General features: G+C 75.5%; 30 protein-coding genes. 13 read left to right on the top strand and 17 right to left on the bottom strand.

The window, feature by feature from the left end; translation table 11 throughout:
- Positions 1-29 precede the first annotated feature (29 nt).
- The gene (locus ACWIZO_RS12175; protein ID WP_448642697.1) at positions 30-920 is read right to left on the bottom strand and encodes a DMT family transporter; all 891 of its coding nucleotides are present in this window, start codon (positions 918-920) and stop codon (positions 30-32) included.
- A 171-nt stretch (positions 921-1091) separates the two neighbouring features.
- On the opposite strand from ACWIZO_RS12175, the gene ACWIZO_RS12170 reads away from it, so the two are divergent.
- From ACWIZO_RS12170 to ACWIZO_RS12140, 7 genes are all read left to right on the top strand, one after another.
- A complete protein-coding gene (locus ACWIZO_RS12170; protein ID WP_448642696.1) occupies positions 1092-1718 on the top strand; it encodes a TIGR03086 family metal-binding protein in 627 nt (208 codons plus the stop codon).
- On the top strand, positions 1715-2071 hold the full coding sequence (locus ACWIZO_RS12165) for an ArsR/SmtB family transcription factor (protein WP_448642695.1): 357 nt from the start codon (positions 1715-1717) through the stop codon (positions 2069-2071). Before ACWIZO_RS12170 ends, ACWIZO_RS12165 begins: the two co-directional genes overlap by 4 nt.
- A gap of 44 nt (positions 2072-2115) precedes the next feature.
- Positions 2116-2535, top strand: a complete 420-nt coding sequence (locus ACWIZO_RS12160; RefSeq protein WP_448642694.1) for an SRPBCC domain-containing protein — start codon at positions 2116-2118, stop codon at positions 2533-2535.
- Complete coding sequence (locus ACWIZO_RS12155) at positions 2532-2828, top strand: hypothetical protein (RefSeq protein WP_448642693.1); 297 nt, start codon at positions 2532-2534, stop codon at positions 2826-2828. The genes ACWIZO_RS12160 and ACWIZO_RS12155 overlap by 4 nt, the downstream gene beginning before the upstream one ends.
- Before the next feature lie 10 nt (positions 2829-2838).
- Positions 2839-3465, top strand: coding sequence for a LysE family translocator (locus tag ACWIZO_RS12150; protein WP_448642692.1), 627 nt, complete (start codon positions 2839-2841; stop codon positions 3463-3465).
- Positions 3466-3527: 62 nt separating this feature from the next.
- Positions 3528-3992, top strand: a complete 465-nt coding sequence (locus ACWIZO_RS12145; protein ID WP_446758941.1) for a DUF2243 domain-containing protein — start codon at positions 3528-3530, stop codon at positions 3990-3992.
- A complete protein-coding gene (locus ACWIZO_RS12140; RefSeq protein ID WP_448642691.1) occupies positions 3989-4726 on the top strand; it encodes a cytochrome c oxidase assembly protein in 738 nt (245 codons plus the stop codon). Before ACWIZO_RS12145 ends, ACWIZO_RS12140 begins: the two co-directional genes overlap by 4 nt.
- Before the next feature lie 21 nt (positions 4727-4747).
- On the opposite strand, the gene ACWIZO_RS12135 is transcribed toward ACWIZO_RS12140, so the two are convergent.
- Genes ACWIZO_RS12135 through dapE form a run of 4 tightly spaced genes read right to left on the bottom strand, consistent with a single transcriptional unit; the run spans position 4748 to position 7573 of the window.
- Complete coding sequence (locus ACWIZO_RS12135; RefSeq protein WP_448642690.1) at positions 4748-5206, bottom strand: SRPBCC family protein; 459 nt, start codon at positions 5204-5206, stop codon at positions 4748-4750.
- Positions 5199-5618 (bottom strand): DivIVA domain-containing protein, encoded by a 420-nt coding sequence (locus ACWIZO_RS12130; protein WP_446758938.1) that lies wholly within the window; start codon positions 5616-5618, stop codon positions 5199-5201. Before ACWIZO_RS12130 ends, ACWIZO_RS12135 begins: the two co-directional genes overlap by 8 nt.
- 3 nt (positions 5619-5621) lie before the next feature.
- Positions 5622-6464: an LOG family protein gene (locus tag ACWIZO_RS12125; RefSeq protein ID WP_448642689.1), complete on the bottom strand. Its 843-nt coding sequence runs from the start codon at positions 6462-6464 to the stop codon at positions 5622-5624.
- Positions 6461-7573, bottom strand: coding sequence for a succinyl-diaminopimelate desuccinylase (gene dapE / locus ACWIZO_RS12120; protein ID WP_448642688.1), 1113 nt, complete (start codon positions 7571-7573; stop codon positions 6461-6463). Before dapE ends, ACWIZO_RS12125 begins: the two co-directional genes overlap by 4 nt.
- Before the next feature lie 107 nt (positions 7574-7680).
- Between dapE and dapD the strand changes: the two genes are divergently transcribed.
- Positions 7681-8658, top strand: coding sequence for a 2,3,4,5-tetrahydropyridine-2,6-dicarboxylate N-succinyltransferase (dapD, locus tag ACWIZO_RS12115; RefSeq protein ID WP_448642687.1), 978 nt, complete (start codon positions 7681-7683; stop codon positions 8656-8658).
- 67 nt (positions 8659-8725) lie between these two features.
- Here the strand turns inward: dapD and ACWIZO_RS12110 are convergent, their stop codons facing one another.
- Positions 8726-9817: an alpha/beta fold hydrolase gene (locus ACWIZO_RS12110; RefSeq protein WP_448642686.1), complete on the bottom strand. Its 1092-nt coding sequence runs from the start codon at positions 9815-9817 to the stop codon at positions 8726-8728.
- Between the two features lie 144 nt (positions 9818-9961).
- On the opposite strand from ACWIZO_RS12110, the gene ACWIZO_RS12105 reads away from it, so the two are divergent.
- Positions 9962-10669 (top strand): hypothetical protein, encoded by a 708-nt coding sequence (locus tag ACWIZO_RS12105; RefSeq protein WP_448642685.1) that lies wholly within the window; start codon positions 9962-9964, stop codon positions 10667-10669.
- A gap of 7 nt (positions 10670-10676) precedes the next feature.
- Here the strand turns inward: ACWIZO_RS12105 and dapC are convergent, their stop codons facing one another.
- Both dapC and fdxA read right to left on the bottom strand, forming a co-directional pair.
- Complete coding sequence (dapC, locus tag ACWIZO_RS12100) at positions 10677-11759, bottom strand: succinyldiaminopimelate transaminase (protein WP_448642942.1); 1083 nt, start codon at positions 11757-11759, stop codon at positions 10677-10679.
- Positions 11760-11791: 32 nt separating this feature from the next.
- Entirely contained in the window at positions 11792-12118 is a 327-nt protein-coding gene (gene fdxA, locus ACWIZO_RS12095) for a ferredoxin (protein ID WP_075012384.1), read from the bottom strand.
- Between the two features lie 104 nt (positions 12119-12222).
- On the opposite strand from fdxA, the gene ACWIZO_RS12090 reads away from it, so the two are divergent.
- Complete coding sequence (locus ACWIZO_RS12090; protein ID WP_448642684.1) at positions 12223-12786, top strand: GNAT family N-acetyltransferase; 564 nt, start codon at positions 12223-12225, stop codon at positions 12784-12786.
- Positions 12787-12864: 78 nt separating this feature from the next.
- Positions 12865-15702 carry a bifunctional diguanylate cyclase/phosphodiesterase gene (locus ACWIZO_RS12085; RefSeq protein ID WP_448642683.1) on the top strand — a complete coding sequence of 946 codons (2838 nt, stop codon included), beginning with the start codon at positions 12865-12867 and terminating at the stop codon, positions 15700-15702.
- A 3-nt stretch (positions 15703-15705) separates the two neighbouring features.
- Here ACWIZO_RS12085 and ACWIZO_RS12080 read toward each other — a convergent pair whose 3' ends face one another.
- The 7 genes from ACWIZO_RS12080 to ACWIZO_RS12050 form a co-directional block, all read right to left on the bottom strand.
- The gene (locus ACWIZO_RS12080) at positions 15706-16098 is read right to left on the bottom strand and encodes a hypothetical protein (RefSeq protein WP_448642682.1); all 393 of its coding nucleotides are present in this window, start codon (positions 16096-16098) and stop codon (positions 15706-15708) included.
- A complete protein-coding gene (gene mshB, locus ACWIZO_RS12075) occupies positions 16095-16991 on the bottom strand; it encodes an N-acetyl-1-D-myo-inositol-2-amino-2-deoxy-alpha-D-glucopyranoside deacetylase (protein WP_446758901.1) in 897 nt (298 codons plus the stop codon). The genes ACWIZO_RS12080 and mshB overlap by 4 nt, the downstream gene beginning before the upstream one ends.
- A 137-nt stretch (positions 16992-17128) precedes the next feature.
- A complete protein-coding gene (locus ACWIZO_RS12070; protein WP_448642681.1) occupies positions 17129-18289 on the bottom strand; it encodes an ABC transporter ATP-binding protein in 1161 nt (386 codons plus the stop codon).
- Positions 18273-19334 carry an ABC transporter ATP-binding protein gene (locus ACWIZO_RS12065; protein WP_448642680.1) on the bottom strand — a complete coding sequence of 354 codons (1062 nt, stop codon included), beginning with the start codon at positions 19332-19334 and terminating at the stop codon, positions 18273-18275. Before ACWIZO_RS12065 ends, ACWIZO_RS12070 begins: the two co-directional genes overlap by 17 nt.
- The gene (locus ACWIZO_RS12060; protein WP_448642679.1) at positions 19331-20302 is read right to left on the bottom strand and encodes an ABC transporter permease; all 972 of its coding nucleotides are present in this window, start codon (positions 20300-20302) and stop codon (positions 19331-19333) included. Before ACWIZO_RS12060 ends, ACWIZO_RS12065 begins: the two co-directional genes overlap by 4 nt.
- On the bottom strand, positions 20295-21218 hold the full coding sequence (locus tag ACWIZO_RS12055; protein WP_448642678.1) for an ABC transporter permease: 924 nt from the start codon (positions 21216-21218) through the stop codon (positions 20295-20297). The genes ACWIZO_RS12060 and ACWIZO_RS12055 overlap by 8 nt, the downstream gene beginning before the upstream one ends.
- A 143-nt stretch (positions 21219-21361) precedes the next feature.
- Positions 21362-22984, bottom strand: a complete 1623-nt coding sequence (locus tag ACWIZO_RS12050; RefSeq protein WP_448642677.1) for a peptide ABC transporter substrate-binding protein — start codon at positions 22982-22984, stop codon at positions 21362-21364.
- 350 nt (positions 22985-23334) lie between these two features.
- On the opposite strand from ACWIZO_RS12050, the gene ACWIZO_RS12045 reads away from it, so the two are divergent.
- Positions 23335-23505: a CsbD family protein gene (locus ACWIZO_RS12045; RefSeq protein ID WP_448642676.1), complete on the top strand. Its 171-nt coding sequence runs from the start codon at positions 23335-23337 to the stop codon at positions 23503-23505.
- Between the two features lie 140 nt (positions 23506-23645).
- Here ACWIZO_RS12045 and ACWIZO_RS12040 read toward each other — a convergent pair whose 3' ends face one another.
- A complete protein-coding gene (locus ACWIZO_RS12040) occupies positions 23646-24404 on the bottom strand; it encodes a (deoxy)nucleoside triphosphate pyrophosphohydrolase (protein ID WP_448642675.1) in 759 nt (252 codons plus the stop codon).
- A 108-nt stretch (positions 24405-24512) separates the two neighbouring features.
- Here ACWIZO_RS12040 and ACWIZO_RS12035 point away from each other — a divergent pair, with 108 nt between their 5' ends.
- The gene (locus ACWIZO_RS12035) at positions 24513-24989 is read left to right on the top strand and encodes an RrF2 family transcriptional regulator (protein WP_448642674.1); all 477 of its coding nucleotides are present in this window, start codon (positions 24513-24515) and stop codon (positions 24987-24989) included.
- Between the two features lie 6 nt (positions 24990-24995).
- Here the strand turns inward: ACWIZO_RS12035 and ACWIZO_RS12030 are convergent, their stop codons facing one another.
- On the bottom strand, positions 24996-25406 hold the full coding sequence (locus tag ACWIZO_RS12030) for a hypothetical protein (RefSeq protein WP_448642673.1): 411 nt from the start codon (positions 25404-25406) through the stop codon (positions 24996-24998).
- Positions 25407-25424 lie beyond the last annotated feature (18 nt).

Raw genomic sequence — 25424 nt, 5'->3', positions numbered from 1 at the left:
CGGCGGCTCCCCGGCGGACGGACCGACAGTCAGGGCACGGCCGCGTCCACCGCCGTCGGGGCCGGTGCGTTGCGCCGGGTGGCGAGCACGCAGCCGACCAGGACCAGCGGCAGGCCGACCGCGAGACCCAGCGTGAACGGCTCGTCGAGCAGCAGCACGCCCGCCAGCACGGCGACGGCCGGGTTGACGAACGTGATGACCAGCGCCCGCTGCGGGCCGGCCTCGCGGATGAGCGCGAAGAACAGCACCAGCGCCAGCGCGGTGCAGACGACGCCGAGCACGACCAGCGACACCAGCGCCGTGGCCGGGGCCGTCGCCACCTGGTCGATCCGCGGCAGCGCGAACGGGGCGTACACCAGCGCGGTGGCGGTCAGGGCGAGCGCGCTGACCGCCACGCCGGGGACGCCGTCCAGCGCGCGGCTCAGGACCAGAGGCGCCGTGCCATAGCCGACGACCACGAACAGCACCGCGAGGAGCGGCAGCAGCGCGACACCCTCGACGTCGAACCCGAGCAGCGCCGCGATGCCGAGCACGCCGAGCCCCATGCCGACCAGTCGCACCGGGGTGAGCCGCTCCTCCTCCCCCAGCAGCCGGGAGGCCAGCGCGGCGACGAAGGGCACCGAGGCCACCAGCAGCCCGGTGAGCGAACTCGACAGCGTGTCCTCGGCGTAGGAGAGCAGCATCCAGGGCCCGGTCATCTCCAGCACCGTGAACAGCAGCAGCGGCCGCCAGTGCCGCAGCGCCGGGCGCACCTCCCCACGGGCGATCGTCAGCGGCAGCAGCAGCGCGGCACCGACGGCGCAGCGGGCGAAGACCACCACCACCGGCGACGTCTCCTCGACGGCGACCTTGATGAGCAGGTAGGGCACGCCCCAGATCACCGACATCGCCAGGAACAGCACCCAGCCCCGACGGCTCACCGGCCGCCTCCGCCCCGTTCGCGCACCCGGTCATCCTGACGGCCCGCCCCGACGGGATCGGCGGCACCCCTTGCAGCACTCCGTGCGTCATTGCTAACGTAAGCGTGGACGCACGGAGCACCGTCCGTCCACCGGCCACCTCCCGGCGCGGCCTCTCCCCGAGGAGCCCCGATGACCACCGTCCCGGACCTCCCCTCCCACCGCCGGGCGCTGCACGCGGTCGACGACGTGGTCGCCGCCGTCCCCGGGGACGCCTGGGATCGCCCGTCGCCGTGCGACGGGTGGACCGCGGCCGACGTCCTCGGGCACCTGGCGACCGGCCAGACCGCCCTCGCCGGGCTGGCCGCCGGCCGGGCCCGGCCCACCCCCGGCTCCGCCCCGGAGCCGCCACGGCACGTCCTCGGCGCCGACCCCGCCGCCGGCTGGCGGGCCGCTCGCGACGCCTCCCTGGCCGGGCTGGCCGCCGGCGACCTCCGCCGTCCGGTCACCACCCCCTCCGGCACCACGACGCTCGCGGACTTCCTCGACCGCCTGGCCGTCGTCGAGCTGCTCGTGCACGCCTGGGACCTCGCCACCGCCGCGGGGGTGGACGCGGCCCTGCCCGCGGACCTCGTGGTCTCGGCGACCGAGCAGGTGCACCGCTCCGCCGCGGTCCTGCGCGGGCCGCGCCGCTACGCCGCCGAGGTCCCCTGGGACGGCGAGCACCCGGTCGACCGGCTGGTCGCCTTCCTCGGCCGCCGTCCCGCCACCCGCCGCCCCGCCACCCGCCTCGCCCGCGTCCCGGCCGGCACCCCGTGAGCGAGCCGCCGGAGGACGCCGTGCTCGGTGCGGCCGTGCGCGCCCTCGCCGAACCCCGGCGCCGCGCCATCCTGCGGCTGGTCGCCGGCACGGAGCTGGCCGCCGGGGAGATCGCCGCCGCCTTCGACGTGACCCGCCCGGCGGTCAGCCAGCACCTCACCGTCCTGCGCTCCGCCGGGCTGGTCACCGAGCGGCGCGAGGGCACCCGCCGGCTCTACCGCGCCGACGCCGGCGGCCTCGCGCCGCTGCGGCAGTTCCTCGAGGAGCTCTGGGACTCCTCGCTCGACCGCGCCCGGCAGCTGGTCGAGGCCGAGCGGGGCCTGTCCGACGACGACGCCACGGCCGCCGGGTGACCGCCGCGGCCGCGCAGCCGGAGCCCATCCGGCGGAGCACCACCGTGCGCAGCGACCAGGCGCACACCTTCGACGTCTTCGTCCGCACGCTCGGCCGGTGGTGGCCACTGGTCCCCTACTCCCTGGGTCACGACGCCGTCGTCGACGTCACCGTCACCCCGGGCATCGGCGGCGAGGTCTACGAGACCCGGCGCGACGGCAGCCGCGCCCGGTGGGGCCGGCTGACCGCCTGGGACCCGCCGGAGCGCTTCGCCATGACCTGGGAGGTCCTCGCCGGGGGTACCGAGGTCGAGGTGGCCTTCCGCCCCCTGGGCCCGTCGCTCACCCGGGTCGAGCTGGAGCACCGGGGCTGGGAGCGGCTCTCCGCGGCGCAGCTCCGCACCGCCACCGCCGCCGCCGGCGGCTACGCCCGCGGCTGGGAGCTCGTCCTCGCCGCCTTCGCCACCCACCTGGAGGGGTCGTGACCCGCGTCCTGTTCCACGCCGTCCACCACCCGCACCCCGACCACCTGGAGGACCTGCTCGGCGCGATGCGGCGGCTCAACGAGCTCGCCGTGGGCATCGAGGGCCTGGAGGAGATCGGCGCCTTCCACGACGCCGACGGCGGGCGCGTGGTCGCCGTCTCGGTGTGGTCCTCGCCGGAGGCGCTGCAGGCTGGCAGCGCCGTCCTCTTCGCCGGCGTGGCCGACCTCCCGCTCGACCAGTGGGAGCGCCGGCCCCGCGAGCTGCTCACGCTGCCGGAGGTGGCCCGCCGGTAGCGTGGCCGCCGTGGACTGGTCGGGGTACGGCACCTTCGTCGCCCTCGCCGTCGTCCTGGTGCTCGTCCCCGGGCCCGACTTCGCGGTGGTCGTCCGCAACACCCTGGCCGGCGGCCGCGGCCGCGGCGCGTGGAGCGCCGTCGGCATCACCGCGTCGAACGTCGTCCAGGGGACGGCGGCCGCCACCGGGCTGGCCGCGGTCGTCGTCCGCGTCGAGCCGCTGTTCCAGGCCGTCCGCTGGCTGGGCGTCGCCTACCTGGCCCACCTGGCCGTGCAGGCGTTCGCCTCCGCGGTCCGCGGCCGGTACACCGCGCTCGACGACGGCGCGACGGCGTCCGGGTCGCCCGCCCTGACCGGCCTGCGCCAGGGCTTCCTCTCCAACGTCACCAACCCCAAGGTGCTGGCCTTCTACCTCGCCGTGCTGCCGCAGTTCCTCGGCCCGGGCACCGCGGTCCCGGTGCTGCTGGCCTACGCGCTGACCCACGCGGCGATCGGGCTGGGGTACCTGCTGCTGCTGGTCGCCGTCCTGCACCGAGCGCGGCGGCTGCTCGCCCGCCGCCCGGTCCGCCGCGCGCTCGACGCGTTCACCGGGTGCGCGCTGCTGGCCTTCGGCGCCCGCCTGGCCGCCGACCGCTAGACGAGCTGTTTCCGGCCCGACGCCGACGGGCAGCGACCGGGCACGCGACGACGGGAGGCCCGGTGGCCGACGCACTCCCCCGCCCGCCGGCCCGGCGGCGGCTGCTGGTCTCCGGCCTGCTGCTGGGCCTGGGCACGGCGGGCGCGGTCGACGAGATCGTGTTCCACCAGCTGCTGCACTGGCACCACTTCTACGACCGGGCCAGCGGCGCGGCCGGGCTGGTCTCCGACGGCCTGCTGCACGCCGGCACGTGGTCGGCCACCGTGGCCGGGCTCGCGCTGCTGGCCGACTCCCGGCGCCGCGGCCGGTTCGCCCCCGCGCTGTGGTGGGGCGCCGTCCTCACCGGGGCGGGGGCCTTCCAGGTCTGGGACGGCGTGGTGCACCACAAGCTGCTGCGGCTGCACCAGGTCCGCTACGGCGTCGACCTCACCGGCTACGACGTCGGCTGGCTCGTACCCGGGGTGCTGCTGCTGGCCGCCGGCATCGCGCTGCTGGTGCGCGCCCGGGCCGCGCCCGCGGCGACGTGACGGCCGCCACGCTCGGCGTCCTGCTGGCGGCGGGCGCCGCCTACGTCGCCGCCACCTGGCGCTGCGGCAGCCCCTGGCCGCTGACCCGCACCGCGGCCTGGCTGCTGGGCCTGACCGCCGCGGGGGTCGCCGTCGCCGGGCCGCTGCGCGCCCACCCCGGCCCGCACCCGGACCTGCACGCCCACATGGCCGGGCACCTGCTGCTCGGCATGGTGGCGCCGCTGCTGCTGGTGCTGGCCGCGCCGGTCACCCTGGCGCTGCGCGCGCTCCCGCGGGCCGCCGCCCGCGGGCTGGCCCGGCTGCTGCGCACCCCGCCCGCGCGGTGGCTCACCGACCCGCTGGTCGCCGTCCCGCTCAACGCCGTCGGGCTCTGGCTGCTCTACGGCACCGGCTGGCACACCGCGCTCGCCGCCCACCCCGCGGCGAGCGCGCTGGTCTGGCTGCACCTGCTGGTCAGCGGTCACCTCGCCACCGCGTCGGTGCTCGCGGTCGACCCCGCGCCGCACCGCCGCCCGGTGGCCGTGCGCGCGCTGGCGCTGGCCGGCGGGGCCGCGGCGCACGACGTCCTGGCCAAGGTCCTGTACGCGCACCCGCCGGCCGGCACCGTCGGCGCCGAGGCCGGCGCGCGGCTCGTGTACGACGGCGGCACCGTGCTCACCCTGGTCACCGCCGCGGTGCTGTGGCGCCGCTGGTACGTCAGCCGCGAGGCGGTGCGGGCGGCCCAGCCCGCGTAGCGCCCGGCTCCCGCGCCCCGGTCAGCGGGTGCGCGCGAAGCGGGCGAAGCGGCGCAGCGAGAGCCGCACCCCGAGGACGACGAACGGCCTGGCCAGCGGCCAGCCCAGCGTGCCGAGCAGCCCGAAGGGCAGGTACAGCCGTTCGGTCCAGACGAACTCGGTGACCTCGCCCGAGGGCCGGACCTCGAAGATGCCGGGCCCCCGCACGATCCGGCCGGTGTGCTGCACGACCACCCGCCGCGGGGGGTCCCACTCGGTGATGACCATGGTGTCGAGGACGCCGAGGTGCCGGCCCCGCCGCCACGGCAGCGGGACCCCGGTGCGCGCGGCCAGCCGGCCACCCACGCCCTGCGCGGGCCCGCCGACGGTCTCGACGTCGGTGGCCAGCATCCACGCGCCCTGCGCCGGCCAGTCGGTGAGCGCCGCCCACACCTGCTCCGGCGGCGCCTCGACCCGGACCCGCTCGACCAGCTCAGGCATCGTGGCGCGCCTCCCGGGCGTCGTGGTCCTCCGCCGGTGCGGCGGTGCGTGCGCCGGCGTCCCCCGCCGGCAGGGTGAGTCCGGGGTCGGTGTCGGCGTCGGCGGCCCGCGCCGGCCGGTCCTGCGCGGCGCGCAGCGCGGCGATGGTCTCGTCGCGCTCCTCGATCGTCTGGGCCAGCTGCTCGAGCAGCCAGTCCACCTCGGTCATGCGGTACCCGCGCACGGCCACCGACAGCTGCAGCGCCCGCACGTCCTCCCCGGTGACCGGCCGGTCGTCGGGCAGCTCCACCGGGGAGCGGTCGAGGTCGGCCGGCGGCTGCGTCTCCCCGCGACCGAGCAGCACCGAGCCGCCGAGGAAGAGCAGCGCCCCGACGACGGCGACCGCGGCCAGCCCGACGAGGAAGGACAGCACGGGTCAGGCCTCGACCGGTTCCACCGGCCCGGACAGCGGCGCCCGCATACCGCCACCGTTGTCGCCCGGCGTCCCGGCCGCCTCGGAGGCCCGGATGCGGGCGAGCACCTCGTCGACGTCGTCGGTGACGGTGAACAGGTCCAGGTCGCCGGAGCTGATGGTGCCCGCCTCCAGCAGCGTCTCGCGGATCCACTCGACCAGGCCCGACCAGTAGGCGGTGCCGAACAGGATCACCGGGAAGCGGGTGACCTTGCGGGTCTGCACCAGGGTCAGCGCCTCGAACAGCTCGTCGAGCGTGCCGAACCCGCCGGGGAGGATGACGAAGGCCTGCGCGTACTTGACGAACATCGTCTTGCGCACGAAGAAGTAGCGGAAGCTGATGCCGACGTCGACCCACTCGTTGAGCTCCTGCTCGAACGGCAGCTCGATGCCCAGCCCCACCGACAGCCCGCCGGCCTCGTGCGCGCCGCGGTTGGCGGCCTCCATCGCGCCCGGGCCGCCGCCGGTGATGACCGCGTACCCGGCGCGGGCCAGCGCCGCGCCGATCCGCACGCCGGCCTCGTAGTGCGGGTGGTCGGGCCGCGTGCGGGCGCTGCCGAACACGCTGACGGCGCGCGGCAGCTCGGCGAGCAGGCCGAAGCCCTCGATGAACTCCGACTGGATCCTGAGGACACGCCAGGGGTCGGTGTGCACCCAGTCGGTGGGGCCGCGGCGGTCGAGCAGCCGCTGGTCGGTCGTCGTCCCGACCGTCTGCGCGTCCGGCTCGCCGCCGCGCAGCACCACCGGCCCGCGGTGGCGCGTCGGGCGCGGCTTGCGGGCGCCGTCGGGCGGCGGGGTGGTCGTCATGCGCTTCCTCCGGACAGGTAGGCGGTCAGGGCGTCCTCGGCCGGCTGCAGGCGCTCGACCAGGACGTGCTCCTCGCGGGTGTGGGCGAGCTGCGGGTCGCCCGGGCCGTAGTTGACCGCCGGGATGCCGAGCGCGGCGAAGCGGGCGACGTCGGTCCAGCCGAGCTTGGCCCGCGCCGGGCGGCCGACGGCGGCGACGAACGCCGCGGCGGCCGGCTCGGTGAGGCCGGGCGGCGCGCCGCCGGCGTTGTCGGTGACGGTCAGGGTGGCGCCGGCGGCGATCGCCTCGGCGAACACCTCGCGGACGTGCGCCTCGGCGGCGTCCTCGTCGCGGTCGGGCGCGTAGCGGAAGTTGACCGTCAGCGCGGCCTCGTCCGGGATGACGTTGCCGGCCACGCCGCCGGAGACGCCGACCGCGTTGAGGCCCTCGCGGTAGTGGCAGCCGTCGATGTCCACCTCGCGCGGCCGGTAGGCGGCCAGCGCGGCCAGTGCCCCGGCCAGCCCGTGGACGGCGTTGACGCCCAGCCAGCTGCGTGCGCTGTGCGCCCGGCGGCCCCGCGTCTCCAGCCGGGCGCGCAGCGTGCCCTGGCAGCCGGCCTCGATCTCGCCGTCGGTGGGCTCGAGCAGGACGGCCAGGTCGCCGTAGAGCCAGCCGCGCCGCTCGCGGACCACCCGGCCGAGGCCGCTCTTGACGGCCTCGACCTCCTCGTTGTCGTAGAACACGAAGGTCAGGTCGTGCGCGGGCCCGGCGCCCGGGGCGCCGAAGCGGCCGGCCAGCCGCAGCATGACGGCGTCGCCGGACTTCATGTCGCTGGTGCCGCAGCCGTACAGCCGCCCGGTGCTCTCCTCGAGCCGGCCGGGCACGTTGTCGGCGATCGGCACGGTGTCCAGGTGCCCGGCCAGGACGACGCGGGTGTCGCGGCCCAGGTTCGTGCGGGCGAGCACCGTGTCGCCGACCCGCTCGACCTCCAGGCCGCCGAGGGCCCGCAGCGCCGCCTCGACCGCGTCGGCCAGCACCCGCTCGTCCCCGGAGACCGAGGGCGTGTCCACCAGCACCCGGGTGAGCGTGAGGACGTCGGCGGACAGGTCCAGCTCGAGGGGGCGGCTCACGGTGACCGAGCCTACGGTGGAGGACCTCGTCCTCCTCACCGCTCGCAAGCTCGCGGCGAGCCTCGGGACGAGGCCGAGGCCGGAGCTCGATTGGGTAACGTCGGGCCGTGACCGACCCCGCCCGCTCCGCCGTCGCCGCCGGTCTCGCGACCGTCACCTCCTCCGGGACCGTCCTCGACACCTGGTACCCCTCCCCCGCGCTCGGCGGCAACGGGGAGACCGGCACCCGGCAGCTGGGCACCCTCGAGCTGGAGGGCGAGCTCGGTCCGGAGTTCTCCGGCCTGGTACGCACCGACGACGTCCGCGGCGTGGAGGTCGTCGGCGTCCGGACGACGATCGCCGACCTCGGCGCCCCGCCGGCCGACACCCACGACGTCTACCTGCGGCTGCACCTGCTCTCCTCCCGCCTCGTGCGGCCGCACGAGGTGAACCTGGACGGCATCTTCGGCCTGCTGGCGAACGTGGCGTGGACCAGCGCCGGTCCGGTGCTCGCCGCCGAGCTGACCCCCGCGCGGCGGGCGGCGCTGCGCGCGGCGCACGGGCACCTGACCGTGCTGTCGGTGGACAAGTTCCCGCGGATGGTCGACTACGTCCTCCCCTCCGGCGTGCGGGTCGCCGACGCCGACCGCGTGCGGCTGGGCGCGCACCTGGCCGAGGGGACGACGGTCATGCACGAGGGCTTCGTCAACTACAACGCCGGCACGCTGGGCCCCTCCATGGTCGAGGGCCGGATCAGCGCGGGCGTCGTCGTCGGCGCCGACAGCGACATCGGCGGCAGCGCGTCGATCATGGGCACGCTCTCCGGTGGCGGCAAGGAGGTCGTCTCGATCGGCAGCGGCTGCCTGCTCGGCGCCAACTCCGGCATCGGCATCTCCCTCGGCGACGGCTGCGTGGTCGAGGCCGGCTGCTACGTCACCGCCGGCTCGCGGGTCACGCTGCCCGACGGCTCGGTGGTCAAGGCCCGCGAGCTCTCCGGCCGGGAGGGGCTGCTGTTCCGCCGCAACAGCGTCTCCGGCGCGCTCGAGGCGCTGCCGCGGTCGGGCCAGTGGGGCGCCCTCAACACCGCCCTGCACGCCAACACCTGAGGAGGGACCCCTCTGCCCCCCACCGCTCGCGAGCTCGCGGCGGGTCCCTGCAGAGGGGCCACCTCCGTCAGCTCACCGCCGCGGCTGCGGTCACGTGCTCGAGCAGGGCGGTGGTGAACTCCTGCGGGCGCTCGACGTGCGGTGAGTGCCCCACCCCGGGCAGGACCACCTCGCGGTAGCTGCCGCCGGCCGCGGCGTAGCGGTCGAGCACGGCCCGGGTCTGGGTGACCATCGGCTGCGGCGGGCAGACCTCCGCCCCGGGCCAGCCGGGCACCGCGCCGAGCTGCCCGAGGAACGCCAGGTCGAAGGCCGAGGTGTCCGAGACGATCGCGTCGGCGTCGCCGCGCACCCACAGCACCGGCGGCCCGGAGGGCAGGTCGGCGACGCCGGAGACGTCGAACACCGTCGGCGCCATCGTGTTGAGCACCCCGCGCGGGCCGGGCGCGGTCCCCGGCCAGGTGTCGCTCGGGACGGCGTCGCCCGGGTAGTGGTCCTCGCCGGTGCGGGTGGAGAGCATCGAGGCGACGAAGACGTCCTCCAGCGCCGGGTCCAGCGGCAGCGAGCCCGGCGCCACGTAGAAGGCGCGCAGGACCGACCGCGGGCTGCTCGGCGTGGCGTCCGTGGTGTCCCCGGCGGCGATCGCGGCGACGAACTCGGGGTTGGCCGCGCCCCCGCCCGACCCCGCGCCGTCCGCGCAGAGCCGCCGTCCCTCCGGACCGGCCGTCCCGCCGAAGCCGTACGGCGACACCGGCGCCTGCAGGGTCACCGAGGCCACCCGACCGGGGGCGTCGAGCAGGAACTGCAGGACGACGCCGGCGCCCATGCTCCAGCCGACCAGGTGCACCCGGTCGAGGCCCAGCGCGTCGAGCAGCGCGCCCAGGTCGTCGGACCAGTCCCGCACCCCGCGCCGGGCGTCGACCGGCAGCGGGTCGGTGTCGCCGAAGCCGCGCAGGTCGACGGCCAGCACCCGGTGCCCGCCCGCCGCGACCGCCGGCAGCGTCTGCTGCCAGAACAGCGCCGAGCTCACGTTGCCGTGCACGAGCAGCACCGCCTCGCCCGGGCCGGCGGGGTCGGTCCCCTCGGGGTGCAGCACGTTCTGGGTGAGCCGCGCGGTGGGCACCCGGGTGGCGGTCACCCCGGGGAGCAGGACGTCGAGCACGGGGCCTCCTGGACGACGGCGGATCGGAGCGCACACCGTAGCGACGGTGATCGCGCCGCGACAGCGGCGCGGCCGTCCCAGGCACACCACCGGTCCCTCCGAGGTCCGGGGACGCACCCGCTGCCCGACCTACTCTCGGGACCGATGACGAGCGCACGGACCGGCACCCGCCCCGCGGCCCGCCGGACGACGACCGCTCGCCGTCCCCCCGCGCGCGCGTCGTCCGCCCGCAGGGCACCCGCCCGCCGGGCACCCGCCCGCCGGCCGGCCGCCCGCGGCACCGCTCCCCGCGTGCCGGTACGGCGGCCCGGCCTGCGCCGCCGCCTGGCCTCCTGGGGCTGGCTCACCGCGGTGCTCGCGGTGGTCGTGCTCGTGGCGGTCACCGCCTCCGCCCAGGAACACGCGGTCTCCCTGGCCACGGCGGAGTGCACGGTGCCCGAGACCGGCGTCGAGCTCAGCGCCGAGCAGGTCGCCAACGCCCGGACCATCGCCGGGGTCGCCCACGACCGCGGCCTGCCCGAGCGGGCCGTCGTCATCGCGCTGGCCACCGCGATGCAGGAGTCGACGCTGCACAACCTCCCCTACGGCGACCGGGACTCCCTGGGCTTGTTCCAGCAGCGGCCCTCGCAGGGCTGGGGCACGCCGGAGCAGGTGCAGGACCCGGTCTACGCGGCCGGCCAGTTCTACGACCGCCTGGTGCTGGTCCCCGCGTGGGACACCGGCCGCCTCACCGAGGTCGCCCAGGCCGTCCAGCGCTCCGGCTTCCCGGAGGCCTACCAGCGCTGGAGCGACTTCGCCCAGTCGCTGACGACGGCCCTGCGCTCGGACGACTTCGCCCGCGGCTGCGGCTGAGCGCCGCTCAGGCGGTGAGGCGCGCGACGGCGGCGTCGATGCGCTCGTCGGTGGCGGTCAGGGCCATGCGCACGTGGCGGGCACCGGCCGGCCCGTAGAACGAGCCGGGCGCGGCGACGACGCCGAGACCGGCCAGCCAGTCGATCGTCGCCCAACAGTCCTCGTCGCGGGTGACCCACAGGTACAGGCCGGCCTCGGAGTGGTCGATCCGCGCGCCCGTGGCGCGGACGGCCGCGGCCAGCCGCTCCCGGCGGCCCCGGTAGCGCTCGCGCTGGGCGTCGACGTGCGCGTCGTCGGCCAGCGCCGCGGTCATCGCCGCCTGCACCGGACCGGGCACCAGCAGCCCCAGGTGGCGGCGGACCTCCCACACCTGTCGGACCAGCGCCGGGTCACCGGAGAGCAGCCCGGCGCGGTAGCCGGCCGCCGTCGACTGCTTGGACAGCGAGTGCACCGCCAGCAGGCCGGTGTGGTCGGCTCCGGCGACGGCGGGGTGCAGCACCGACCGCGGCTCGACGTCCCACCCCAGCGTCCCGTAGCACTCGTCGGACACCACCGGGACGCCGTGTGCCCGGCCCCAGGCCACCCAGGCGCGCAACTGGTCGTCGGTGAGCACGCGGCCGTGCGGGTTGCCCGGCGTGTTCAGCCAGACGAGCACCACGCCGGCGGCGTCGTCGGGCGGGGTGTCGGTTCGCCGCACCGCGAGGCCGGCCAGCACCGCGCCCACCTCGTAGGTCGGGTAGGCCACCTCGGGGAGGACGACCGTGCCCTCCCGGAGGCCGAGCAGGGTGGGCAGCAGCGCCACGAGCTCCTTGGAGCCCACGGTCGGGATGACCGACGGGTCGGCCCCCAGCGGGTCGGCGAGGGTCACGCCCAGGCGCCGCTGCAGCCACCCGGCCGCGGCGGTGCGCAGGTCCCGCGTGCCGAGGGCGGTCGGGTAGCCCGGCGAGTCGCCCGCCGCGGCCAGCGCGGTGCGCAGCACGTCCGGGGTGGGGTCGACCGGGGTCCCGATGGAGAGGTCGACCACGCCACCGGGGTGCCGCGCCGCGCGGACGCGGGCGGCCTCCAGGCTGTCCCAGGGGAAGTCGGGCAGCCGGCCGGCCGCCGTCCCCGGGGTCGTGGTGGTCAGTGCCCCTCGCCCTGCGGCGGCAGGGCGGCGACCAGCGGGTGGTCCTTGGCGATCTTGCCGGTCTTGGCCGCGCCGCCGGGACTGCCCAGGTCGGAGAAGAACTCCACGTTGGCGTTGTAGAAGTCCTTCCACTTGTCCGGGACGTCGTCCTCGTAGTAGATGGCCTCCACCGGGCACACCGGCTCGCAGGCACCGCAGTCGACGCACTCGTCGGGGTGGATGTAGAGCATCCGCTCGCCCTCGTAGATGCAGTCCACCGGACACTCGTCGATGCACGCCTTGTCGAGGACGTCGACGCAGGCCTGGGTGATCACATAGGTCACGGTGGGTCCTCCCGGGGGACGTGCGGGCAGCGGTCCGGCGACGGGCCGGACCTGCGCGGGTCTGACCTCAGTATGGCCCCGCGGTCCCGCCTCAAACCCGACGGGTGGACCCGTCCTCCCCCGGTGGAGGAGCGCCGCGGCACCCCGCAGGATCGGCGGCGTGGGACAGAGCCGATCACCGCTGGGCGTCGCCGACCTCGAACGGCTGGCCGCCCGCGGCTGGCGGGCGCCGCAGGAGGAGCCGCTGGGCGGGTGGCTGCTGCGCGCCGGTCGACCTGGACCCGGAGCCCGACGACGGCTGGCTGGCCGCGTCCGGCCACCTGGGCCGGACCGACGCGGCCACCGCCCGGGCGGTGCTGACCAACGCCCCGGAGGTGGTCTTCGCCTCGGTGCGCACCGACCCGCCTCCGGCGCCGCCGGTCGCCGTCGCCCGCGGGGTGGTGACCGACGACTGGCTCGGCGTCACCGCGGTGACCGTCGCGGAGGAGCACCGCCGCCGCGGCCTGGCGACCGCGGTGGTGGCGGCGGTGTCCCGGTGGGGCGCGCAGCGCGGCGCCGGCTGGGTGTACCTCCAGGTGTCCTCCGCCAACGCGCCGGCGCGAGCGGTGTACCGCCGGGCGGGCTTCGTCGAGCACCACCGCTACCACTACCGGTGGGCGCCGGCCTGACGCCGGTGCCGCTCCCCCGGCCGGGGGGGACTGTGCCGCAGGTCTCAAGTCGACCGGCACGGTGCCGATGACGACGACGTGACCGAGCTGCCGACCTCCCGCGGGCGGGTGCCGGCGTCGCCCACCCCGTTCGACGCGGAGGCCGCGCTGCAGCACCGGCTCGACCGGATCCGCCGCGCCCTGCGGGCCGACCGCGTCTCGGTCTGGTCCCGCGAGGCGTCGACCGACCTCGCGGTGCCCTTCGCCTGGTCGGCCCGACCGGGCGTCGCTCCCCGCAACGCCACGCTGAGCGCGCCGCAGGCGATCGGCCGCTCCCCGTGGCTGTCGGCCCTGGTCCGCGAGCGCCGTCCGCTCGCCGTCTCCCCCGGCGCCCCCGCCCCGGTGGACGGCGAGCTGTCCGCCCTGGGCGTCCAGGACGTCGCCGGCTGCCCGCTGACCGACGGCGGCGACGTCGTCGGCGTGCTGTTCGTCGAGCCCGCGCGCTGCGCCGACGACGCCCGGGCCGCCCGGCTCGCCCCCGACCTCGCCGCCACGCTGGTCGCCGCCCGGGCCCGCCGTGCCGAGCGCCGGCGCCTGGCCTCCGCCGAGGTGCTGCTCGACCTGGTCGAGAGCGCTCCCCAGGCGCGCTCGCTGGACCACCTGCTCGGTGCCGCGTGCGAGCGGCTGGCCGACCTCGGCGGCGTCGACCGCGCCTGCGTCTTCCTCCTCGAGGACGACCGGCTGGTGCCGCGCACGGCCGGTTTCGCCGACGGCCGCCGCGACCTCGCCGGCTGGGAGCGCTTCCGCGCCGCACCGACGGCGCTGGGCCTCGTCGAGCAGGTCGTGCGCACCGGCGTCCCGGCGACGGCCGACCGCGGCAGCGACCTGCTCGCCGAGTGGTGGGCCGAGTCGTTCTCGATCGGCTCGCTGCTGGCGGTGCCGCTGGGCCGCACCCCCGACGTCGTCGGCGTCCTCACCCTCGACAGCAGCGCGCTGCGGCCCTTCTCCCAGGAGGTGCGCCGCCTGGCCGTCGCCGCCGGGGCACACCTCGGCGGGGTGGTCGCGCAGGCGCGGGCTGCGGCCGCGCGCTCCGAGGAGCTCGTCGTGGCCGACGCCGTCCGGCAGCTGCTGGTCGAGGGCGCCGGGGCCACCGGTGCCGCCGAGGCGGCCGGGGTGCTTGCCGCGGCCGTGCAGCGGCTGGCCGGCACCGACCGCGGCGCGGCCTACCTCGTCGACGACGACGGCCTGGTCGAGGACATCCGGCTGGTCGGCTGGTCGGACGAGGCCCGGGAGGTGCTCACCGCGCGGGTCGCCGGTCGCCCGGCCGACGAGGCCCCGCTGTGGCGGCGGGTCGCCGGGTCCCGCCGTCCGGTGTTCGTCGAGGACGCCCGCGCCGGCGCCCTGCTCTCACCCGGGCTCGTGGCGTCCCTGGGCCTGGCCTCCTACGTCGCGGTGCCCGTGCTGGCCGGTGGCCGGCTGCTGGGGATCGTCGTGTCCGGCGCGGTCGGCCGCCCCGTCCGGTGGTCGCCGGCGGTCCGCGAGGCGATCGCGCGCATCGTGCTCGAGGGCGCGCTGGTCGTGGAGAACGCGCTGCTGCGGGCCACCGAGCGGCTGCGGCTGGCCCAGCTGGCCAGCGAGGTGCACCAGGACCCGCTCACCGGGCTGGCCAACCGCCGGCGCTTCACCGAGGAGGTCGAGCGGACGATCTACGCCGAGCCGCACCGCTCCTGCGCCGTCCTGATGGTCGACCTCGACCGGTTCAAGGAGATCAACGACAGCTTCGGCCACAGCGTCGGCGACGACCTGCTGTGCCTGGTCGGCCCCCGGCTGCAGCAGGCGCTGGGCCCCGGCGACCTGCTCGCGCGGATGGGGGGCGACGAGTTCGCCGTCCTGCTGCCCGACGCCGGCGCCGAGCGGGCCCGCGAGGTCGCCGGAGCGCTGGGCCTGGCGCTGCGGGACGCGTTCGTGCTCGACGGCATGCCGCTGCACGTCGACGCCAGCACCGGCGTCGCCCTGTGCCCGGACCACGGCCGGGACCGCTCGCTGCTGCTGGCCCGCGCCGACACCGCGATGTACGGCGCCAAGCGCGGCCGGGACGGCTTCCGCGTCTGGTCGCCGGAGGGCAGCACCGACTCCCGCGACCGGCTGCAGACCCTCGAGCAGCTGCGCACCGCGCTCGACGCCGAGCAGCTGGTTCCGCACTACCAGCCCAAGCTGGACCTGCGCACCGGCCGGGTGGTCGGCGTCGAGGCGCTCGTGCGGTGGGAGCACCCCGAGCGCGGCCTGCTCACCCCCGACGTCTTCCTGCCGCTGGCCGAGCAGGCCGGGCTCATGCGCCGGCTGACCCTGCGGGTGCTGCAGTGCTCCCTGCTGGACCTGCGTACCTGGCGCGACGCCGGCCACGACCTGACGCTGGCGGTCAACCTGTCGGTGTCCAACCTGCAGGACGTCGCGCTGCCCGACCAGGTGGCGCTGCTGCTGGAGACGCGCGGCGTGCCGGCCTCGGCGCTGGTCCTGGAGATCACCGAGGACGTGCTCATGGCCGACGCCGTCCGCAGCCAGCAGGTGCTGGCCGCCCTGCGCCGGCTGGGGGTACGGCTGTCGGTGGACGACTACGGCACCGGCTACTCGTCGCTGACCTACCTGCGGGCTCTGCCGGTCGACGAGATCAAGCTCGACCGCAGCTTCGTCACCTCGCTGACGCGGGACCCGCGGGCGAGCGCGATCGTGCGCAGCACGCAGCAGCTGAGCCGGGACCTCGCCATGACCTTCGTCGTCGAGGGGGTCGAGGACGCCGCCACGCTGGAGGTGCTGCGCGGCTTCGGCTGCGACGTCGCGCAGGGCTGGCACGTGGCCCGCCCGATGCCGGCCGAGCGCTTCCTCCCCTGGCTGGAGCAGCACCCGGTGCGCCGAGCGCCGGCGCACCCGGCGAGCTGAGGCTCACCGCGGAGCGGGCCGGCGCACGGTCAGGACCCGGCCGACGGCGAACGCGGCGGCCAGCACGCCGAGGCCGAGGAAGGCGAGGGTCACCACGCCGAGCCCGCCGCTGCCGACGGCGACCAGGTCGCCCTCGGGACGGCGCACCGTCGCGGCCAGGGAGACGAGCAGCCAGGTGAGCGCCGGCAGCACCCCGACGGCGCGCGAGCCGGAGAGCCGGTGCGCCCCGGCCACCAGCAGCAGGTTCCCGGTGACGGCGACGGCGACCGACAGCGGCACGAGGACCCCGAACAGCCGCAGCGGCAGCCAGAAGACCTCGACCAGCGCCAGCCACCCGGCAGCGGCGACGGCCAGCACCGCCGCACCGACCAGCTCCCCGACGCGGCGGCCGGTCACGCCAGACCGGCGAACAGGTCGTCCTCCCAGCCGTGCGGCCCCTGCCCCGCCGGGCCGCGCTCGCCGCGCACCAGCCGGTAGTGCTCGACGGCGAGCACCTCCTGGCCGAGCTCGTTGGAGAGGGCGAAGAAGGGGCCGTCGACGGTGATCTGGGTGGCGTGCGCCCGCAGGGCGGCGTCCTTGCCGGCGGCGTGCGCCCGGCCGTCGACGGCGGCGGTGACCAGCTCGTCGGGGACGGCGAAGGGGACGTCGTCGACGCCGCCGGGCTGCGGCCGGAACGGGGCGTCCTCCCCCAGCGCCGCGAGGGCCTCGGCGCCCGCGCGCAGCACCGAGCGCGGCACGCAGGCCCAGTAGACCTTCGCGACGTCCCAGGCCGGGCCCAGCTCCGGCCGGTGGGCGGGGTCGGCGGCGGCGGCGACGGCGGCCATCGCCACCCGGTGCGCCTGGATGTGGTCGGGGTGCCCGTAGCCGCCGTTCTCGTCGTAGGTGACCACGACCTGCGGCCGCACCTCCCGGACGACGGCGACCGCGTGGTCCACCGCCTCGTCGAGGTCGGCGTTCCAGAAGGCGCGGGGCCGCTCGTTCGCCGGCGTCCCGATCATCCCGGAGTCGCGGTAGCGGCCCGCGCCGCCGAGGAAGCGGGTGTCGGTGACCCCGAGGGCGGCCATCGCCGCGGCCAGCTCGCCGATCCGGTACCCGCCGAGCTGGTCGGCGTGCCCGGCGGCGAGCAGCTCCAGCTCGGGGACGAGGACCTCGCCCTCCTCGCCGAGCGTGCACGTCAGCAGCGTGACCTGCGCGCCCTCGGCGACGTAGTGCGCCATCGTCGCCCCGGTGGTGATCGTCTCGTCGTCGGGGTGGGCGTGCACGAGCAGCAGCCGGCGGTCAGCGGTCACGGGCGCTCATCCTCCCCGATCCGGCCGCGCGCCGGACGTGGCCCACCGCGAGGTCCTCCCTCACCGCAGCGCGTCCTCCCTCACCGTGCACCGTGAGGGAGGACGCGCTGGGATCAGGTCACCTGATCGTCGCCGGCCTACTCCACGTCCACCGGGACCACCATCCGCGCCTCGGCGAAGTGGCAGGCGCTCGGGTGCCCCTGCCCGCGGTCGACCAGCGCCGGCGCCTCCTGGGCACAGACGTCCTGCGCCTTCCAGCAGCGGGTGCGGAACCGGCAGCCCGACGGCGGGTCGGCCGGGCTGGGGACGTCGCCCTGCAGCAGGATCCGGTCCTTCTGCCCGCGCAGGTGCGGCTCGTGCAGCGGCACCGACGACAGCAGCGCCTGGGTGTAGGGGTGCGACGGCGAGGCGTAGACCTGCTCGTCGGTGCCCTCCTCGACGATGGAGCCGAGGTACATGACCGCGACCCGGTCGGAGATGTGCCGCACCACCGACAGGTCGTGGGCGATGAACAGGTAGGACAGGCCGAGCTCGTCCTGCAGGTCCTCGAGCAGGTTGACCACCTGCGCCTGCACCGAGACGTCGAGCGCCGACACCGGCTCGTCGCAGACGATGATCTCCGGTTGCAGGGCCAGCGCCCGGGCGATGCCGATGCGCTGCCGCTGGCCGCCGGAGAACTGGTGCGGGTAGCGGTTGACGTAGTCGGGGTTGAGCCCGACCCGGTCGAGCAGCTCCTGCGTGCGCTTGAGCCGGCCCTTCCGGGGGGCGACGTCGGCGTGCACCGACCAGCCCTCGGCGACGATGTCACCGACGGTCATCCGGGGGTTCAGCGACGCGTAGGGGTCCTGGAAGATGATCTGGACCTCGCGCCGGTAGGCCTTGAGCGCGCGCCCACCCATGCGGGCGACGTCCCTGCCTTTGTAGAGGATCTCCCCGGCCGTCGGCCGCTCGAGCGCGACGAGCAGCTTCGACACCGTCGACTTGCCGCAGCCGGACTCGCCGACCAGGCCGACGGTCTCCCCGCGGTGCAGGGTGAGGTCGACGCCGTCGACGGCGCGGACGTGCCCGACCGTGCGCCTGAAGACCACGCCCTGGGTCAGCGGGAAGTGCTTCTGCAGCCCGCGGACCTCCAGCAGGCTCTCCCCCATCGCCCCCCGGGCACGCGACCCGGCGGCCCCGGCCGACGTCGACGCGCCAGGGACCGACGCGGTGCCCGGGGACGTGCCCGGGGACGCGGCCGGGGCCGACCCCGCCAGGGACGACGCCGCGGTGGCGCCGGACTCACTCGGCTGCGACACCGAGGACCTCCTCGCTGTAGTGGCAGGCAGCCTCGCGCCCCGGGACGACGAGCCGCAGCGGCGGGACGTCGACCGAGCACTCGCGTCCCGGCGCGGCCTCGGCGCCCAGCCGGCGCCGCGAGCAGCGCGGGTGGAAGGGGCAGCCGCTCGGGATGCGCGCCAGGTTCGGCGGCTGGCCGACGATCGGCTGCAGCCGCCCGCCCTTGGCCTCGACCTGGGGGATCGAGCTCATCAGGCCGTCGGTGTAGGGGTGCGCCGGGCGGGTGAAGACGTCGTCGACGGTGCCGCGCTCGACGATCTCCCCGGCGTACATGACCGCCACGTCGTCGGCCACCTCGTTGACCACGCCGAGGTCGTGGGTGATGAGGATCAGCCCCATCCCCGTCTCGGCCTGCAGGTCCTTGAGCAGGTCCATGACCTGCGCCTGCACGGTGACGTCGAGGGCGGTCGTGGGCTCGTCGGCGATGAGGATGCGCGGGTCCAGCGCGATCGCCATGGCGATCATGACGCGCTGGCGCATGCCGCCGGAGAACTGGTGCGGGTAGTCGTCGACGCGGCGGGCCGCGGCGGGGATGCGCACGCGGTCCATGAGCTCGACGGCGCGCCGGCGGGCCTCCTTCTTGCCCATCCCCCGGTGGGCGCGGAACATCTCGCCGATCTGGTAGCCCACGCTGTACACGGGGTTCAGCGACGACAGCGCGTCCTGGAAGATCATCGAGATGCCCGGACCGCGGATCTTGCGCTGGTCCTCGTCCGGCATCTCCAGCACGTTGCGGCCCTGGAACCAGATGCCGCCGCCGGTGACGACCGCGGGCGGGGTCTCCAGGATCCCCATGATCGCCTGGGCCGACACCGACTTGCCGGAGCCGGACTCGCCGAGGATGGCGAGCGTCTGCCCCGCCGCCAGGCTGTAGCTCACGCCGTTGACGGCGTGCACCGTGCCGGAGCGGGTGCGGAACTCCACGTGCAGGTCGTCGACCTCGAGCAGCGGGGTCCCCTCCCCGGCGAGCTCCGCCGTGGGCCGGGTCAGGTCGAGGTTGGTCATGCGCGCTGCCTCGGGTCGAGGGCGTCGCGCAGGGCGTCACCCATCATCACGAACGCCATCACGGTCAGGGTCAGGATGATGCTGGGGAACAGCACCAGGTGCGGGGCGGTGCGGATGGAGGCCCGGCCGGCCTCGAGCTGCAGGCCCCAGGAGATGGCCGGCCGCTGCAGGCCCACGCCCAGGAAGGTCAGCGTGGCCTCGGCGGCGATCAGCACACCGATGGTGATGGTCGTGTAGACCAGCACCGGCGCCACCGCGTTCGGCATGACGTGCCGCACGAGGATGCGCCGGCTGGAGGCTCCCATGGCGCGGGCGGCGGCCACGTAGTCGGAGCTCTTCACCGCGATGACCTGGGACCGCACCAGCCGCATCGCCGTCATCCAGCCGAACAGCGCCAGCGCCACCGCCACCGCGCCGGGCCCGCGGCTGTTGATGACCGGGATGGACGTCTCCGGTCCCACCCGCAGCAGCACCAGGGCGCCGAGGATGAGCGGCAGCGCGTAGAAGATGTCGGCGATCCGGGACAGGATGCCGTCGGTGACGCCGCCGAAGTAGCCGGAGATCGCCCCGACGACCACACCCAGCACGAGGATGACGACGACCGCGACGACCCCGATGATCAGCGAGTTCCGCGCGCCGTACATCACGTTGGCCAGGTAGTCACAGCCCTGGACGTCGTAGCCGAACCAGTGGTCCGCCGAGGGCAGCGCCTTGGAGTTGGCCAGGTCGCACGCGCGGGGGTCCTGCCCGCGGGAGAACCACTGCGGCGCGATGGCCATGAGCAGGAAGCCCAGCCCCAGGACGGCGCCGATCCAGAACAGCGGGTTGCGCCGCAGCTCGCCCCAGGCGTCGCTCCAGAGGCTGTTCTGGCGCTCGTCGGTGACGTCGACCGAGGGGCTGGCCAGGCCGGTGGTGGTCCCGGCCTCGACCGCGTCCTTGCGCAGGTCCACCTGCTGCTGGTCAGTCATAGCGGATCCTCGGGTCGAGGACGGCGTAGAGCACGTCGACGACCAGGTTGAAGAAGATGAAGAAGAACACCATCAGGGTGACGATGCCGACGACGACCGCCCCCTCCTGCTGGCGGACGGAGTCGAAGACCTCCCGCCCGATGCCGGGGAGGTTGAACACCGTCTCGGTGATGATGGCGCCGCCGAGCAGGGTGCCGATGTCGGCCCCGATGAAGGTCGCGACCGGGATCAGGCTGTTGCGCAGGGTGTGCCGGACGATCACCGTCCGGTTGGGGAGGCCCTTGGCCCGCGCCGTCCGCACGTAGTCGGCGCGCAGGTTCTCCGCGATGCTCGTGCGGGTGAGCCGGGCGACGTAGGCCAGCGAACCGGAGGCGAGCACCAGGCCGGGCAGGACGTAGCTGTAGAGGCCCTCGCGGGTGCCGGCGATCGGGAACCAGCCGAGCTTGAGCCCGAACAGCAGCTGGGCGAGGAAGGCGAGCACCAGGATCGGGATCGAGACGATCAGCGTCGTCGAGACCAGCACCAGGTTGTCGAAGAAGCCGTTGCGCCGGATGCCGGCGAGCACGCCGGCGACCAGGCCGATGACCGCCTCGAACACGATGGCGACGACGGTCAGCTCGACGGTGACGGGCAGCGTGCGCTCGATGGTGTCGAGGACCGGCCGGCCGCGGAAGTCGGTGCCCAGGTCGCCCTGGGCCAGGCCCTTCACGTACTCCCAGTACTGGACGTACAGGGGGTCGTCGAGGTGGAACCGCTCGCGGAGCACCTCGACGACGGCCGGGGAGACCGGGCGGTCACCTGCCAGCGCGCGGATGGGGTCGCCCGGCAGGGCGTACACCATCGCGAAGATCAGGAACGACGCGCCGATCAAGACCGGGATGGTGAGCAAGAGGCGGCGCGCGACGTAGCGGCCCATGGTCCCCCTCGGGTGTGTGCGCCGCCGGGGTGTGCGGCGGCGCGGTGTCCATCGTCCTCGCAGGGCGGCGCACACGCGCCGCCGGGGGCGACCGTCCTGCTCGGACGGGCGCCCCCGGCGGGTGGTGCGGTCCTCCTGGGCCGTCAGTCGTTGACGGTGACCTCGGACCAGACCGGACGCTGGAACAGGTCGATCCGGACGTTGCTCACGTGGTCGGTGGCCACCGTCTGGATCTTGGTGAAGAACATCGGGACGTAGGGCATGTCCTCGGCGATGAGGTCCTCGGCCTGCTGGTAGTCCGCGATCGCCTCGTCCTCGCTGGCCGCCGAGTCACCCTGGGCGATCAGGTCGACGACCTGCGGGTTGTCGTAGAAGCTGTAGTTCGAGCCGATCGGCGGGAACGACGACGGCGTGAACAGCGGGGTCAGGTAGCTCTCCGCGGCCGGGTAGTCGAAGCTCCAGCCGATCCGGAACGGGCCGGTGTAGCCCTTCTGCTCACCGAGGGGCAGGTACTGGGCGAAGTCCAGGTTCCCCTGCAGCGAGAACTCCACGCCCAGGTTCTGCCGCAGCTGGTTGCCCACGGCCTCCATCCAGGCGTCGTGGCCGCCGCCGGCGTTGAACCACAGCTCGATCGGCTGGCTCTTGTCGAAGCCGGCCTCCTCGAGCAGCTGGTTGGCCCGGTCGGGGTCGAACGTGCAGTACTCGCAGGCGCCCTCGCGGTAGCCGTCGACCACCGGCGAGATGAACGAGTCGGCCGGGGTGCGGGTGCCGGAGAAGATGGCGTCGGAGATGGCCTGCCGGTCGACGGCCATCGAGATGGCCTGGCGGACCCGCGGGTCGGCGTAGCGCGGGTCGTAGGTCGGCATGCCGAGGTAGGTGATCTGCGAGACCTGGGTCTCGATGAAGCCGTCCCCGAACTCGTCGCGGGCCGACTCGATGACGTCGGGCGGGATGACGTCGACGATGTCGACGTTGCCGTCCTGGGCGTCGGTGTAGGCGGTGGCCTGGTCGGCGTAGACGACGAACTCCATGCCGTCGCTCTGCGCCGCGTCCTCGCCGGCGTAGTCGTCGTACTTGGTCAGGGTGATGCCCTGGCCGGGGACGTAGTCGGTGTCGGCCTGGAACGGGCCGTTGCCGATCGGGTGGGTGCCGAAGCCCTCCGGGTCCTCGAAGAAGGAGTCGGGCAGGGGGTCGAACGACTGGTAGCCGACGACCGCCGGGAACAGCCGGAACGGCGCGCTCAGCTGCACCGTGAAGGTCTGGTCGTCGACCACCTGGACGCCGCTCAGCGTCTGGCCGGTGCCGTCCTGCAGCTCCTGGAAGCCGGCGATGCGGGAGAGGTAGGAACCGCCGTCCTGCGCGTTGGCCGGGTTCGCGGTGTAGTTCCAGGCGTCGACGTAGGACTGCGCGTCGACCGGCGTCCCGTCGTGGAAGGTCCAGCCGTCCTTGAGCGTGATCGTCCAGTTCTGGTTGTCGTCCGACTCGATCGAGTCGGCGACGCCGGTGTACTCGACGGCACCGTCCTCGGAGTAGCCCACGAGACCGGTCCAGAGGGCGGCGATGACCTTGGCGCCCTCGCTCTCGGTGGTGTTGCCGGGGACGAGCGGGCTCTTCGGCTCGTTGATGTAGGCGGTGAACGTGCCGCCGCCCTCGCCGCCACCGGAGCCGCCGGAGCCGCTGTCGTCGCTGCCGCCACAGGCGGACAGCAGCAGCACGCCGGACAGGCCGGCCGCGACGAGCGCCGACCGGCGCTTGCTCAACTTCACGTGCGATGCCTCCCTCGTCCCGCGCGAGCGGGGGGAACGGACGGGTCGGTGCGCACCCGGGGCGTGGCCGGGCGAGGACGTCCGTCGACCGGACACCGGGAACGGCCCTGGAGCGCCGCTGGCGACCCTAGGCACGCGCGGCGAGGACCGTCCACGACCGTCACCGATTTGTGACCCGTGCTCACGACCCGGTCGTGCGCACTGCAATGTCCACGCCCCGCCGACCCGCTGACCACACGAGCTCCGGCGTCCTCTGCTCCGCACCGCAGGACTTCCGTCGTCGGGGCGATGGGGTGTCCGGACACCCGGGTGTGGGTAGCAGTCGGGGAGCCGACGAGAGGAGCGCAGTGATGAGCGGCATCGACAAGGCGAAGAACAAGGCGCAGGAGCTGGCCGGCGAGGGCAAGGAGCGCGTGGGCGAGACCACCGGCGACCGCGACCTGCAGGCCGAGGGCGCCAACGACAAGGCCGCCGGCAACCTCAAGCAGGCCGGCGAGAAGGTCAAGGACGTCTTCAAGTAGAGGACCTCCCCGCCCCCGCCACTCGCGAGCTCGCAGCGGGACCCTGCAGGGTGACACGGCCTCGGCTGCTCCGCCGTGGCCGTGTCACCGCCTGACCACGGGCGCCGTTCCCACCCGGGGACGGCGCCCGTGGCGTCTGGTCAGGGGCGGGCGAGCAGGGCCCGGACCGCGGGCAGCAGGGGGCGGTCGGCGGGGATCCAGTCGAGGTCCTCGAGGTCGGGAGCGCGCACCCAGCGCAGGTCGCGGTGCTCGTGCGCCACGGGCTCCCCCTCGGCCAGGTGGGCCGACCACACCCGCAGGGTCGAGGCGCCGGGTGCCCCGCCGGCGACGACGCCGTCGAGGACCACCTCGCCCAGGAACCCGCGCGGCAGGACGGCGACCCCCATCTCCTCGGTGCACTCGCGCACCAGCGCGGTCAGGTCGTCCTCCCCCGGCTCGACCTTGCCGCCGGGGAACTCCCAGCGGCCGGCCAGCGGTCCGGTCCCGCGCTGGGCCACCAGCACCCGGTCCCCGCGGACGATCGCCGCGCCGACCACCTGGACGACGTCGAGCGCCTGCAGAGCGGCCGCCGCGGCGTAGCCGTCGAGGTGACGGCGCATCGAGCGCAGCGCACGACGCCGCACCACCCGGTCCACCGGCGCCGCGAGCGGGCCGGGCAGGCCGGTGTCCCAGGTGACCTGCTCGTCGACGCGGGTCCCCTCGGCGGTCGCGGTGAACGACCTCGTGTGGGTCAGCGTCCGCCAGCCGCGCCCCGGCCCGACGGCGTAGACGTCGCGCACCGGCCGGACCGACTCGACCTCCTCCAGCGGCACCGGCCAGGGGCGGCCCAGCGCCCGTGCCACGTCGAACGCGACGGTCAGCGGCGCCGCCACGATGGTGGTGAAACCGAGCCGGTACACCGCGTCACCCTGGCAGACCGTGCAGGATGGGGTTGCAGGGCTCGGCAGACGGGATCCCTGCAGGGCTCGGCAGGAGGGACCCCGCAGGACTCGGCAGGAGGGACCACAGTGCGCATCACCGCCCGGGTCGACTACGCCGTCCGCGCGGCCCTCGAGCTGGCCGCCGCGGCGCCGGGTGCGCTGACCTGCGACCGGATCGCGACGGCCCAGGGCATCCCCTCGCGCTTCCTGCAGGGGATCCTCGGCGACCTGCAGCACGCCCGGCTGGTGACCAGCCAGCGGGGCCGCGAGGGCGGCTACCGGCTGGCGCTGCCCCCGTCGGAGATCTCCATCGCCCGGGTGATGCGGGTCGAACAGGGGTTCCTCGCCGAGGTGCACGGCCAGCGCCCCGAGGACGTGAGCTACCCCGGTGCGGCCGAGGAGCTGGCCAGCGTGTGGGTCGCCGCCCGTGCGGCCTACCGCCGGGTGCTGGAGGAGGTCACGCTCGCCGACGTCGTCGCCGGGGAGCTGCCGTCACCGGTGGCCGAGCTGGCCGCCGTCGAGGGCGCCTGGCGCTCCTTCGGCGACGACCGCCCCCGCGACTGAGCCGGCTCACCCGCGGGCAGCCGGCGCCGTCGCCCGCCACAGCAGCGGTGTGGCGGCCAGCAGCGCGAGCGCCAGCAGCGTGACGACCGCCTGTCCCACACGTCCGGCGGTGGCGCCGGACGCCGGGTCGAGCGCGTAGTTCGCCCAGCCGTTGGCCACGGCGTCGGACACCAGCACCCCGACCGCCAGCACGACCCCGCCGCGGCGCCGCAGCGCCAGGAGCGCCGCCGCCAGCGGGTCGAGCAGGGTCAGTGAGACGAAGTAGGCCCGCAGCCAGCCGGGCAGTCCCGGGTACGGGTCGCCGCCGCTGAGCGCGAGTTGCACCACGTGCACCGCCGTGCCGTAGGCCAGGACGACGACCGCGCCGACCGCGACGACCCGCGCCGACCGTGGCGCCCCGTCCAACCGGCTCCTCACCCCGGCAGGCTCCCAGGA

The organism is Geodermatophilus sp. URMC 63, assembly GCF_053502565.1.
This window is presented reverse-complemented; position numbering and strand designations above follow the sequence as displayed.